The 12,526-nt window shown below is 71.5% G+C and carries 12 protein-coding genes; 6 read left to right on the top strand and 6 right to left on the bottom strand.

Annotated features, from left to right (window positions below; translation table 11 throughout):
• The 4 genes from ACZ6RT_RS28760 to pyrR form a co-directional block, all read right to left on the bottom strand.
• The coding region (locus ACZ6RT_RS28760) for a carbamoyl-phosphate synthase domain-containing protein (protein ID WP_470157163.1) at positions 1 to 522 on the bottom strand (522 nt) is incomplete at its 3' end.
• A 175-nt stretch (positions 523 to 697) separates the two neighbouring features.
• Positions 698 to 2,035: a dihydroorotase gene (locus tag ACZ6RT_RS28765; protein ID WP_470157164.1), complete on the bottom strand. Its 1,338-nt coding sequence runs from the start codon at positions 2,033 to 2,035 to the stop codon at positions 698 to 700.
• Positions 2,036 to 2,965, bottom strand: coding sequence for an aspartate carbamoyltransferase catalytic subunit (locus ACZ6RT_RS28770; protein WP_399193239.1), 930 nt, complete (start codon positions 2,963 to 2,965; stop codon positions 2,036 to 2,038).
• The gene (gene pyrR, locus ACZ6RT_RS28775; protein WP_470157165.1) at positions 2,962 to 3,531 is read right to left on the bottom strand and encodes a bifunctional pyr operon transcriptional regulator/uracil phosphoribosyltransferase PyrR; all 570 of its coding nucleotides are present in this window, start codon (positions 3,529 to 3,531) and stop codon (positions 2,962 to 2,964) included. The genes ACZ6RT_RS28770 and pyrR overlap by 4 nt, the downstream gene beginning before the upstream one ends.
• A gap of 334 nt (positions 3,532 to 3,865) precedes the next feature.
• Here pyrR and ACZ6RT_RS28780 point away from each other — a divergent pair, with 334 nt between their 5' ends.
• From ACZ6RT_RS28780 to ACZ6RT_RS28800, 5 genes are all read left to right on the top strand, one after another.
• Positions 3,866 to 5,110, top strand: coding sequence for an arginine deiminase (locus ACZ6RT_RS28780; RefSeq protein WP_470157166.1), 1,245 nt, complete (start codon positions 3,866 to 3,868; stop codon positions 5,108 to 5,110).
• Between the two features lie 90 nt (positions 5,111 to 5,200).
• The gene (locus ACZ6RT_RS28785) at positions 5,201 to 6,625 is read left to right on the top strand and encodes an amino acid permease (RefSeq protein ID WP_470157167.1); all 1,425 of its coding nucleotides are present in this window, start codon (positions 5,201 to 5,203) and stop codon (positions 6,623 to 6,625) included.
• Positions 6,622 to 7,545, top strand: a complete 924-nt coding sequence (locus ACZ6RT_RS28790) for a universal stress protein (protein WP_399193247.1) — start codon at positions 6,622 to 6,624, stop codon at positions 7,543 to 7,545. The genes ACZ6RT_RS28785 and ACZ6RT_RS28790 overlap by 4 nt, the downstream gene beginning before the upstream one ends.
• Before the next feature lie 271 nt (positions 7,546 to 7,816).
• Positions 7,817 to 8,311, top strand: coding sequence for a transcriptional regulator BldD (gene bldD, locus ACZ6RT_RS28795; protein WP_030910010.1), 495 nt, complete (start codon positions 7,817 to 7,819; stop codon positions 8,309 to 8,311).
• A gap of 216 nt (positions 8,312 to 8,527) precedes the next feature.
• Positions 8,528 to 9,667, top strand: coding sequence for a PP2C family protein-serine/threonine phosphatase (locus ACZ6RT_RS28800; protein WP_399193249.1), 1,140 nt, complete (start codon positions 8,528 to 8,530; stop codon positions 9,665 to 9,667).
• Between the two features lie 302 nt (positions 9,668 to 9,969).
• Here ACZ6RT_RS28800 and ACZ6RT_RS28805 read toward each other — a convergent pair whose 3' ends face one another.
• Both ACZ6RT_RS28805 and ACZ6RT_RS28810 read right to left on the bottom strand, forming a co-directional pair.
• Complete coding sequence (locus ACZ6RT_RS28805; protein ID WP_344896586.1) at positions 9,970 to 10,416, bottom strand: SAV_6107 family HEPN domain-containing protein; 447 nt, start codon at positions 10,414 to 10,416, stop codon at positions 9,970 to 9,972.
• Positions 10,417 to 10,966: 550 nt separating this feature from the next.
• A complete protein-coding gene (locus ACZ6RT_RS28810) occupies positions 10,967 to 11,851 on the bottom strand; it encodes a L,D-transpeptidase family protein (RefSeq protein ID WP_470157168.1) in 885 nt (294 codons plus the stop codon).
• 119 nt (positions 11,852 to 11,970) lie between these two features.
• Here ACZ6RT_RS28810 and ACZ6RT_RS28815 point away from each other — a divergent pair, with 119 nt between their 5' ends.
• Entirely contained in the window at positions 11,971 to 12,447 is a 477-nt protein-coding gene (locus ACZ6RT_RS28815) for a YbaK/EbsC family protein (protein ID WP_399193253.1), read from the top strand.
• The last annotated feature ends 79 nt before the right edge of the window (positions 12,448 to 12,526 follow it).

The following is a 12,526-nucleotide window of genomic DNA, read 5'->3' on the forward strand; positions in this document are numbered from 1 at the left end:
CCGCCCGATCGCCGGCACCACATACGCCTCGGCCGTGGACACATCCCCCGCCAGATCGGCACCCTCCATCGCCGGACTGCCCAGCACCCGCTCCAACAACTCGGGCACCGGCGCCAGCGCGGCACCGGAGAACACCCCCGCACGCATCGCACCCCGCTCCCGCAAGTGCCGCGTCAACGCCCGGGTGCCCGCCATCGCGATACCCACCACCCCTTGGTCACGCAGGTAGTCGTCCAGCGACCGCGTCGAGCGCCAGCTGGAGGCCACCCGGGCCGGCTCACGCACCACATACCCCGCCACCCACACCCGCCCCGATTCGGGGTCTTCGTCGTTGACACCGGTGTTGCCGATGTGCGGCGCGGTCATCGCGACGATCTGACGGTGATACGACGGGTCGGTCAGCGTCTCCTGATAGCCGGTCATCCCCGTGTTGAACACCATCTCACCGAAGGTCTCCCCCTCGGCTCCGTAGGGGGTCCCGTGGAAGACACGTCCGTCCTCCAGCACCAATACCGCGGTCATTCACCCACCCCGATCATCTCGGTAACAACACCACAAAGTATGAAATATCCGGCACGCTGGGGAGTGGTCCGTCCGCCATGCGGGACGCTCCCGGATCCCGGCCGGGCGTGCGGGGGCCTCCGGCGCGCCGCGCGGCCGGTCACGGACGCGTGGCGGGCGGCGGGCAGGGCGATCCTCACGTGAGCTTCCCGTCCAGGACGGTGGGCCTGCCGCGCAGGAAGGTCGCCACCACGCGGCCGGGCAGGGTCAGCCCCTCGTACGGCGTGTTGCGGCTCTTGGAGGCGTAACCCGCGGGGTCGACCGCGTCGCGCACCGACGGGTCGTAGAGGGTGATGTTGGCCGGTTCGCCGGCCTCGATCGGCCTGCCGTGCCCGGCGAGGCGGCCGATCCTGGCGGGCGTGCGGGACATGCGCTCGGCGACGCCGGCCCAGTCCAGCAGCCCGGTCTCCACCATCGCCTCCTGCACCACCGCGAGCGCCGTCTCCAGACCGATCATGCCCATCGCCGCGGCGGCCCACTCGGTCTCCTTGTCCTCGACCGGGTGGGGGGCGTGGTCGGTGGCGACGCAGTCGATCGTGCCGTCGGCCAGGGCCTCGCGCAGCGCCATGACGTCCGCGCGGGTGCGCAGCGGCGGGTTCACCTTGTAGATCGGGTTGTAGGAGCCGACCGGGGAGTCCTCGACCAGGTCGTCGGTCAGCAGCAGGTGGTGCGGGGTCACCTCGGCGGTGACGTCCCACCCCTTGGACTTGGCCCAGCGGATGATCTCCACCGAACCGGCGGTGGAGACGTGGCAGATGTGCAGGCGCGAGCCGACGTGGGCGGCCAGCAGACAGTCGCGGGAGATGATCGCCTCCTCGGCGACCGCGGGCCACCCGGTCAGGCCGAGCCTGCCGGAGACCGCGCCCTCGTTCATCTGGGCGCCCGCGGTCAGCCTCGGCTCCTGGGCGTGCTGGGCCACGACGCCGTCGAACGCCTTGACGTACTCCAGCGCGCGGCGCATGAGCACCGCGTCCGAGACGCACTTGCCGTCGTCGGAGAAGACCCGCACCCGCGCGGCGGAGTCGGCCATGGCGCCGAGCTCGGCCAGGCGCTCGCCCTGCAGGCCGACGGTGACGGCGCCCACGGGCCGCACGTCGCAGCGGCCCGACTCCTGGCCCAGGCGCCAGACCTGCTCGACGACGCCCGCGGTGTCGGCGACCGGGTCGGTGTTGGCCATGGCGTGCACGGCGGTGTAGCCGCCCAGGGCCGCGGCCCTGGTGCCGGTCTCCACGGTCTCGGCGTCCTCGCGGCCGGGCTCGCGCAGGTGGGTGTGCAGGTCCACCAGGCCGGGCAGGGCGATCAGCCCCGCGGCCTCGACGATCTCGACGGGTTCCAGGCCCGGACGGCCCTCCAGGTCGCGGCCGACCTCGGCCACCAGCCCGTCGCGGACGAGGATGTCGGCGGGCTCGCCGCCGAGGATCCTGGCGCCCCTGATGAGGAGGCTCTCGCCGCCGGTGCCGTTACGCTCGTCCATCTACTTCTCTCCCCCGAGGTCGGCGCCGCTGAGCAGCAGGTACAGGACGGCCATGCGCGCGGTCACACCGTTGGCGACCTGCTCGACGATCGTCGAGCGCGTCGAGTCGGCCACCTCCGCGGCGATCTCCATTCCCCGGTTCATCGGCCCGGGGTGCATCACGATGGCGTGGTCGGGCATCTTGGCGACGCGGTCGCGGTCGAGCCCGTAGCGGCGGCTGTACTCCCGCTCGGTGGGGAAGAACGCCGCGTTCATCCGCTCGCGCTGCACGCGCAGCATCATCACCACGTCGGACTTGGGCAGCACCCCGTCCAGGTCGTAGGAGACCTCGCACGGCCAGGTGTCGACGTTGACCGGGAACAGGGTCGGCGGGGCGACCAGGGTCACCTGGGCGCCGAGGGTGGCCAGCAGCAGCACGTTGGAGCGGGCCACCCGGCTGTGCAGCACGTCGCCGACGATGGTGACCCTGCGTCCCTCCAGCGGGCCGAGGCGGCGGCGCATGGTGAAGGCGTCCAGGATGGCCTGGGTGGGGTGCTCGTGGGTGCCGTCCCCGGCGTTGACGACGCTGCCGCGCACCCAGCCGGCCAGCCGGTGCGGCGCGCCCGAGGCGCCGTGCCTGATGACGACGGCGTCGGCGCCCATCGCCTCCAGGGTCAGGGCGGTGTCCTTGAGGGACTCGCCCTTGGAGACGCTGGAGCCCTTGGCCGAGAAGTTGATGACGTCGGCCGACAGGCGCTTGGCCGCCGCCTCGAAGGAGATCCTGGTGCGGGTGGAGTCCTCGAAGAAGAGGTTCACCACGGTGCGCCCGCGCAGGGTGGGGAGCTTCTTGATGGACCGTTCCGAGATCTTCGCCATCTCGTCGGCGGTGTCCAGGATGAGGAGCGCGTCGTCGCGGGTCAGGTCGGCCGCGGAGATCAGGTGCCGCTTCACTGCTCGTCCCCCTTCAGCAGCAGGACCGCGTCGCGGCCGTCGTTCTCCTCCAGGTAGACCTTGACGCTCTCGGACTTGGAGGTCGGCAGGTTCTTGCCCACGTAGTCGGGGCGGATGGGCAGCTCGCGGTGGCCCCGGTCGACCAGGGCGGCCAGCTGCACGGCCTGCGGGCGGCCCAGGTCGTTGAGGGCGTCCAGGGCGGCGCGGACGGTGCGGCCCGAGTACAGGACGTCGTCGACCAGGACGATCAGGCGGCCGTCGATGCCGTCCGCGGGCAGCTCGGTGCGGCCCAGCGCGCGGGCCGGTCGCAGCCGCAGGTCGTCGCGGTACATGGTGACGTCGAGGGAGCCGACGGGGACGGCACGGCCCTCGAACTGCCTGATGTGGGCTGCCAGCCGGCGGGCCAGGTGGACGCCGCGGGTGGGGATGCCCAGCAGGACGACGTTCTCGCCGCCCTTGGTGCGTTCGAGGATCTCGTGGGAGATGCGGACGAGGGCCCGGTTGATGTCGGGCTCCTCCAGAACTGCGCGGGCGCCACTGGGCGCACGCGAAACGGCCTCGGCCAAGGGGTGACACCACCTTTCCCGCCTCACGGGACGGGTCTTAAAGGAAGTCGATGCCCTCACGCTACCAGCCGGGTCCCGGTTCGCCCCGGGCGGGGGCGAGGCCCGGGACGGGCCCGACGAGGACACGGGACGAGCCCGGCCGCGGCGGCCCGGTGGGGCCTACCTCTCCGAACCTCCCTCAAAAGTGAACAAATATCCCAATATTCCCTGACTCTCAGTTGCCCGGATGGGTATGCGCCTTACACCCGCCCCACGGCGAAGCACGTCCGGGCGCCCGGGTGATCCCCGGCGACGCCCTTCCGACGCTCTCGTCACCAGCCGAGAAGGAACACACATGACCTTTCACGTCGACTCCGAGGTCGGCCGGCTCCACCAGGTCCTGCTGCACAGGCCCGAGCTCGCCCTGAAACGGCTCACACCGTCGAACAAGGACGACTTCCTCTTCGACGACGTGCTCTGGGTGCAGCGCGCCGTGGAGGAGCACGAGGAGTGGCAGAAGCTCCTGGTCGACCAGGGGGTGACCGTCCACATGCTCTCCGACCTGCTGCGCGAGACGGTGGAGATCCCCGAGGCGCGCAAGCACATCCTGGACGGCGTCACCGACGAGCGCTTCTTCGGCCCGATGGCCGTCGACGCCGTCCGCAACACGCTGGACTCGATGGATTCCCCGACGCTGCAGCGCTACCTCACCGGCGGCATCACCAAGCGCGAGATGGTCGAGATGGGCACCGACCCCAAGAGCCTGGCCTTCCACACCCTGGGCCCGGACGACTTCGTCCTGCCCCCGCTGCCCAACCACCTGTTCACCCGCGACACCTCCTGCTGGATCTACGACGGCGTCTCCATCAACCCGATGAGGAAGAAGGCGCGCCGCCGCGAGACCGTCAACATGGAGGCGGTCTACCGCTACCACCCGACGTTCGCCCCCGGCTACGACCGGCCCGGCGAGGGCGGCTACAACGTCTGGATGGCCGGCACCCCCTCGGCGCCCGCCACCGTCGAGGGCGGCGACGTCCTCGTCCTGGGCGGGGGCGTGGTGCTGGTGGGGATCAGCGAGCGCACCCAGCCGCAGGCGGTGGAGATGCTGGCGCGGAGCCTGTTCGCGCGGAAGGCGGCCACGAAGATCGTCGCGCTGAACATGCCGAAGGCGCGGGCGTTCATGCACCTGGACACGGTCATGACCAACGTGGACGTCGGCGTGTTCACCAAGTTCGCCGGGCTGGGCATGCTGCCCTCCTACACGGTCGAGCCCGGGGACAACGAGAAGGAACTCAAGATCACCGATCATCCCGCCGAGGACATGCACCGGGCCATCGCGCGGGCGCTGGACCTGGACGACATCAAGGTCCTGACCGCCGTCCAGGACGTGTACGCCTCCGAGCGCGAGCAGTGGGACGACGGCTGCAACGTGCTGGCCCTGCGGCCGGGCGTGGTCGTGGCCTACGAGCGCAACACCACCACCAACAACCACCTGCGCGCCAACGGGATCGAGGTGATCACGATCCGGGGCAGCGAGCTGGGTCGGGGCCGCGGCGGCCCGCGCTGCATGAGCTGCCCGCTGGAGCGCGAGGGCGTCTGAGCGAGGGCGTCCGAGCGACGGCCCGGCCACTCCCGGGACACGGCGGATCACCCCGCGACGGCACAGCGAAGCGAAGGAAAGAGAGGACACATGGCTTCGGTAGCCCGCCGGCTGTTGCGCACCAAGCCCACCGAGGAGATCGTCGCCGAGGGCGGCCACGGCGAGGGCGGTGAGCTGCGCAGGACCATGACGCTGTGGCAGCTCACCCTGTTCAGCATCGGCGCCACGCTCGGCACCGGAATCTTCGTGATCCTCGGCCAGGCCGTGCCCAAGGCGGGTCCGGCGGTGGTGGTCGCCTTCCTGCTGGCCGCGGTGACCGCCCTGTTCTCCGCGCTCTCCTACGCCGAGCTGGCGGGCACGATCCCGGTGGCCGGGTCGTCGTACTCCTACGCGTACGCGACCCTGGGCGAGCTGGTGGCGTGGGTGTGCGGCTGGTGCCTGATGCTGGAGTACGCCGTCTCGGTGGCCGCGGTCGCGGTCGGCTGGGGGGAGTACCTCAACGCCTTCCTGAACGACCTGTTCGGCTGGACGCTGCCCGCGGCCCTGACCCACTCCCCCGGCGACCAGGGCGGTGTGATCAACCTCACCGCGATCCTGATCGTCCTGCTGGCCACCTGGCTGCTGCTGCGCGGCGCCTCGGAGAGCGCCAGCGCCAACGCGGTCTTCGTGCTCATCAAGATCGTGGTGCTGGTGTTCTTCTGCGTCGTGGCGTTCACCGCGTTCGAGGCGGGCAACCTGGCGCCGTTCGCGCCGATGGGGATCGCGGGCATCACCGCCGCGGCCTCGCAGGTGTTCTTCTCCTACATCGGCTTCGACGCGGCCTCCACGGCCGGTGAGGAGGCCAGGAACCCCAAGCGGGACCTCCCTCTGGCGATCATGCTCTCGCTGGGCGTCGTCACGCTCGTCTACGTGCTGGTCGCGCTGGCCGCCGTCGGCGCCATGCCCTGGCAGGAGTTCGACCCGGAGAGCACCGAGGCCGGCCTGTCACTGATCGCCAAGCAGGCGGCCGGCGCCACCTGGCCGGGGCTGATCATCTCCTTCGGCGCGGCCATCGCCATCGCCAGCGTGGTCCTCACCGTGCTGTACGGCCAGACCCGCATCCTGTTCGCCATGTCCCGCGACGGGCTGATCCCGAAGATCTTCCAGAGGGTGAGCCCGCGCCGCCGGGTACCGGTCGCCAACACGCTCATCGTGGCCCTCTTCGTCTCGGTGCTGGCCGGGTTCATCCCGCTGGGCCAGCTCGCCGAGGCCACCAGCATCGGCACCCTGTTCGCCTTCGCGATCGTCAACCTGGGCGTGCTCGTGCTGCGCCGCACCCGTCCGGACCTGCCGCGCGGCTTCAGGACCCCGTTCTTCCCGGTCACCCCGATCCTCGGGGTCGTCTTCTGCATCGTGGTGATGGCCGGCCTGGCCGGTGTCACCTGGCTGGCCTTCGGGATCTGGATGGTGGTCGGCCTGCTCGCCTACTTCCTCTACGGCTACCGCCACTCGCGTCTCAACGGGAGCGACCGATGAAGATCGAACACGTGCTCGCCGGGTTCGTCCCCGGGTCGCGGGGCCGGGACGGGCTGGCCCTGGCCCTGCTGCTGGCCCGGCAGGCCGGCGCAAGGCTGACCGTCGCCCACGTGCACGTGCCGGCCTGGACCACACCGGGCCCCGGCAAGGTCGACGCCGAGTGGCGGGCCTACGTCGCCCGGCAGGCCGCCCACACGCTCTCCCAGGCGCGGGAGCTGCTCTCGGACGTACGGGACGTGGAGATCGACCTCCTCTCGCACGGCCACCGCGGCAGCGGGCGCGGCCTGGCCGAGCTCGCCTGCCGGATCGGGGCCGACGTGGTGGCCGTCGGCCCGGCACCGCGCGGCGCGCGCGGGCGCATCAGCCTGGGCAGCACCGCCGACCAGCTGCTGCACGGCTCACCGGTGCCGGTGGCGCTGTCCCCCCACGGGTACGCCGTCACGGCCCCGGACCGGCTGGCCCGGCTGGCGGTGGCCTACCGGCGCGGTCCCGCCTGCGCCGAGATCGTCCGGCAGGCCGCCACGGCCGCGGCCGGGATGGGCCTGCCGCTGCGCCTGATCACCCTGGTGACGGGCGGCGGGCGGCGGACCGGGATCGGCCGGGAGATGCTCGACCGGCTGCGCGAGCAGGTCGCGGCCGACCTGGAGGCCGCGGCCCTGGCGCAGGGGGGGCCGGGGGACGCCACCGGCGTGGAGGTGGAGGTGCTGGAGGGCGGGGACGTGGCGGCGGCGCTGAGGAGCTCCGGCTGGCACGAGGACGCGGTGCTGATCTGTGCCTCCAGCCGGACGGGACCGTTGCGCCGGGTATTCCTCGGCGACATGTCCCTGAAGATCATACGCGCCTCGCCGAGCCCTGTGATCATGTTGACCCGGCTCCCGCGGACGGCGCGGGAGGCGGCCCGGAACCCCCGAAAAACCTGATGTTTCGCGCGACCGCAGGGGACGATTGCGGCGTTTGAGGCGGACCCCACCGGACCGGATTCGACATCTTTTTTCCAATCAGCTTGACCTTAGGCGCCCACCGCTTTACCGTCACTGTCCGTAACCACACCTCGGAGCGTTATCGGATGAACCCTGACGCACCGGTCACCACAGGTGCCTGCCCCGGGCGCCAACCCGGTGACTGGGGCATAAGTTGCGAGGTAGCACAATCAAGTTGAGAGCAGTACATAGAGAGCCGGGGGGCCACACCATGCCGTCTGAGTACGCCAAGTCACTGGGTGCAAGACTTCGTGCCATCCGCACCCAGCAGGGCCTTTCCCTGCACGGGGTCGAGGAGAAGTCCCGTGGGCGCTGGAAGGCGGTGGTCGTCGGTTCCTACGAGCGTGGCGACCGGGCCGTCACGGTGCAGAAGCTTGCCGAGCTTGCCGATTTCTACGGGGTGCCGGTCTCGGAACTGCTGCCCGGAGGGGCCGCTCCCAGCCCTCTCGGCCCGACACCGAAGCTTGTCATCGACCTTGAGCGCCTTGCCCAGCTCCCCAAGGAGAAGGCCGGCGCGCTCGCCCGCTACGCGGCCACCATCCAGAGCCAGCGTGGTGACTACAACGGCAAAGTGCTGTCCATCCGCCAGGAGGACCTGCGCTCCCTCGCCGTGATATACGACAAGTCCCCCAGTGAGCTCACCGAGGAACTGATCGGCTGGGGCGTCCTGGACCCCGAGGCTCGCCGAGCCGTCGAGTCCTTCTGACGGCCTGACCGGTCGTGGGTGCGCCGGATCCGGCGTGCCCACCCCGCCGCCGATAATCCCGCTCTCAGCTGAAGACGTCTTTCCTCCCGCCCCGCCGTCGGCCACTGTGGTAGGAAAAGGCAGACATGCCCTCGGCGAGATGTGGTGGAGATGGCTCCGGGAGACGATCGGCCCGATCGTTCTCGATCGCGCCCTGAAAGCCGCCTTCGCGCCCTCATGGCCTCACTGGGCTCGACCAGGACGCGGGCCTTCCTGCGGTTGCTGACCTCGATCGGCACCACCAGGACGCAGGACACCCTCAAGCTGCTGCCGTTCGTCGTGATGGCCGTCGTGGCTTTGATCGACTTCGGCTCGGGCCCCACCTCCGGCCTCCTGCCGCTGCTCGCCCTGGGCCCGGCCTTCGCCAGCGTGGCGTGCGGGCTGACCCGCACCACCGTGGTCGGGGTGGTCGCCTTCGCCCTGTGCATCATGCTGGGCCTCTACAACGACATCCTCTGGATGCCCCGCACGAACATCACCATGGTCGCCATCCTCGGCGTCACCGTGGCCAGCGTGCTGGCCAGCGCCGGGCGGCTGCGCCACGAGAATCAGCTCGCCGACGTGCGCTCGGTGGCCGAGGCCGCCCAGCGGGTGCTGCTGCGCCCGGTCCCGCGCCGGGCCGGCCCCGGCATCGGCGTGGCCGTCTCGTACACCTCCGCCACCGCCGAGGCCAGGATCGGCGGCGACCTGTACGAGGTCGTCAGCACCCCGCACGGGGTCCGGATCATCGTGGGGGACGTCCAGGGCAAGGGGCTGGAGGCGGTGGAGACCGCGGCCGTGGTGCTCGGCGCCTTCCGGGAGGCGGCCCACGACGAGGGAACGCTCCAAGGCGTGGTGGCCCGCCTGGAGAACGCCCTGACCAGGGAGCTGTCGGGCGAGCAGTTCGTGACCGCCGTACTGGCCGAGATCGGCGGCGGGTCCGCCATCACCGTCGTCAACTGCGGCCACCCGCCGCCCATGGTGCTCGGCGGTGACGGCGGGATCTGGTTCGCCGATCCGCCGGACGAGGCGCTCCCCCTGGGCATGAGCTCACTGGAGACCAGCAGGCCGCAGCCCTACCGCGTCCCGTTCGAACCGGGTGACCAGGTCCTCTTCTACACCGACGGGGTCATCGAGGCCCGCGACGGGGCCGGGGAGTTCTACCCGCTGGCCGAGCGGGCGCACCTGCTGGACGGCGCCGACCCCCAGGGATCGCTGGACGCCCTCCGCGCCGACCTGCTGCGCCACGTGGGCCGGCCGCTGGGCGACGACGCGGCCATGCTGCTCCTGCGCCACCGCGCCGCCCACCGCACCTCCTCGACCTCCTCGGCCGCCTGAGACCGGGCGGGCCCGCCCCGCCGGGGAGCGTGAGCCGATCGGGGATCAAGGCCGGGAATCGCGAGCCGGCCGGTCAGGGGAACGGGGAGCGGCTCGCCTGGCGGAGAGGCGGCCTGCCGGAAGACGCGGCCCGCCGGGAAGGTGTGACCGGCCGGCGGGAAGGCGTGACCGGCCGAGGGGTATGGCCCGCTGAGGGAGTGCGGCCGGGAAGGTGTGACCGGCCGAGAGGGGTATGGCCCGCTGAGGGGGGTGCGGCCGGGGAGCGTGGGCTACCGGCCGGGAAAGGCCATGCCGGGGGTGGACTACCCGGCCAGGGGCACACGGCCGGGGAGCATGGGCTGCGTCGGCACGCCGAGCAGGTCCTCCACCGCGTTGACGAAGCGCTCCGCCTCCGAGATGAGCTCCTCGGCGTCCCTCGACGACACGACGCGGGTCATCCCCGCCTCGGCCGAGGCGCGCTTGGCGGCGCTCATCTCGAAGTAGGGCGCCCAGTCGGCCAGCCGGGGCTCTGCCTCGGGCAGCAACTCCCAGGCACTGCGGAGCCGGCGCCTGCGGCCCTGCATGGGACGGGGGCGCGCGGCCAGGACGGCGGCCGCCGCCCTCAGCGCCGCGAGGTGCGCCGCGACATAACGTGTGGCGGACGTCCGGGCGGCGGCTGCCTCTTCGAGGCAGTCACGCGCGTCTGTGAGGTGCGCCCGCACCGTGGGGGACAACCGGGGCCCGCCGGAATCGCTGAGCCGAGGGGTCATGCGCTTCAGCCTCCTTGGTCGCAAGCGGCTCCCGACGTTTTCGCCGGTGGATACCACACTTTCAGACCCCACCGACAAATTCGCCGGACGGCCGGACGAGGAGCTTCCCCTCTCCCCGCCCGTCCCGACCGGGCCCGATCGTCTCCGCCGACGACGTGGGCCCGCCCGACCGCCCTGGACACGGGCCGCAAGGCGCCGCGTCATTACCATCGAACATAAATTCGACCACTCGCACTGTCAAGTAGAACGGCGAACAAAAGTTCGATCTTCGGTATCCGTTCACGCGCACGAGAAGGCCCCGGGAGGAGGAGAACGGACCTCCCGGGGCCTTCGAAGAGCGGTACCGGATCGAACCGGCGAGCCCTGAGCGCGTCATGGGCCGCGCACCACGAGCGGCAGATCATGAACGGCGGGTCGCGAAAGGCTCGCGATGAGGGATACGTCACAGTCGGCACGTCACCGCGAACCCATCGCGACATGAGTGTCACCACGGGCGCGTCGCCGCGGGCGTGTCACGCGGCCGGCGGGTCAGGGCCGGCCGCGCCGTCCGCTAGCGGACGAACCTGCCGCGTACGTGAACCGGCACCCCCGTGCCGAGCAGGCCGGGCAGGACCTCCGCCACGTGCATCGGCAGCCGGACGCAGCCGTGGGAGGCGGGCGCCAGCGGCACCGACAGCGCGCCGTGGAAGGCGATGCCGCCGTTGAAGAAGATCGGGTTGTAGAGCTGTCCCAGGTAGGAGACGTGCCAGCCGTCGCGGCGCCAGGTGGTCTTGTAGTCGCCGGTGGGCGTGCGGGCGTTCCCGCAGAACCGCTGGGTCCTGCCCTGCCAGGTGGCCGTCTCGCAGTAGGCGATCCCGCTGCCCGAGGAGATGTGGCTGACCAGCTTCACCGCTCCGCCAGCGTAGAGGACCATCACCTGCTTGGTGAGGTCGACCTCCACCCGGGTCGGCTTCCCCCTGGTGACCAGCACCCTGGGCGCCCGGGGCGCCTCCAGCGCGGTCCAGGTCCTGCGTGCCACCGTGCTGGTCGGCCGGATGCCGTTCACCTTCTGGAAGGCCCAGACCGCCGCCAGGGTCGCCCCGCCGTAGCGGCCGTCGATCCTGCCCGGCAGGTAGCCGAGCGCGGCCAGCCTGCTCTGCAGCGTCTTCACCGCGGCGCCCTTGGCGCCGAGCTTGAGCGTCTTACCGGGCGCGGCGAAGCCGGACCCGGCGGACGCCGTCCCGGGCGTCACGGCCGTTCCGGACACCCCGGAGATCCCCGGCACGGCCGAGGTCCCGGACGTCGCCGTCGTCACGGCCACCGCCGAGGCCGCGGCCGGAGCCGTGGCGGCGACCGCCCAGGACGCGGAGGACGCGGAGGACACCGACACCGAGGAGAAGAGCACGGCTCCCGCCGTCGTCAGCGCGGCCGTTCTCAGCCGCCGTCCAACCCCCATTTTCCACCAACTCCTCATATCACTATCGATCGGGTCAAGGGACCATAGCGCACGCCTTCCCCGTGCACGTGGAGCGTCATGTGGCGGCGATGGGCCGTCGATCTGTTTAGAGTGTCCGCGTGTCAGAAAAGTTGCATCCGAACGTCGAGAAGGTCGCCGCGGCACTGCGCGAGCACGGCGTCCCCGGCGAGATCGTCTTCTTCGCCGAAGCCACCCCGACCGCCGCCACCGCGGCCGCGCAGCTCGGCTGCGAGGTCGGGGCCATCGCCAACAGCCTCGTGTTCGACGCCGACGGCGAGCCCCTCCTGGTGCTGACCAGCGGCGCCCACCGGGTGGACACCGCCCTGGTCGCCGGGAGGATCGGCGCGGCGAGGGTACGGCGCGCCGATGCCGCCTTCGTCCGGGCGGCCACCGGCCAGGCCATCGGCGGGGTCGCCCCGATCGGTCACCCCGCGCCGATCAGGACCCTGGTCGACACCTGGCTCGGCCGGCACGAGGTCGTCTGGGCCGCCGCGGGCCACCCGCACACCGTTTTCCCGACCTCGTTCGACGAGCTCGTCCGCATCACCGGCGGCGTCCCCGCCGAGGTCGAGTGAGGGATCGCGCGCGCCCGGCCGGTCGTGGCCGAGCCCGTCCGGCGCGGCGGCTCGGCGCCGCGACCGCCCTGCTAGGGTG

The sequence above is a fragment of the Streptosporangium sp. NPDC050148 genome (assembly GCF_055586505.1).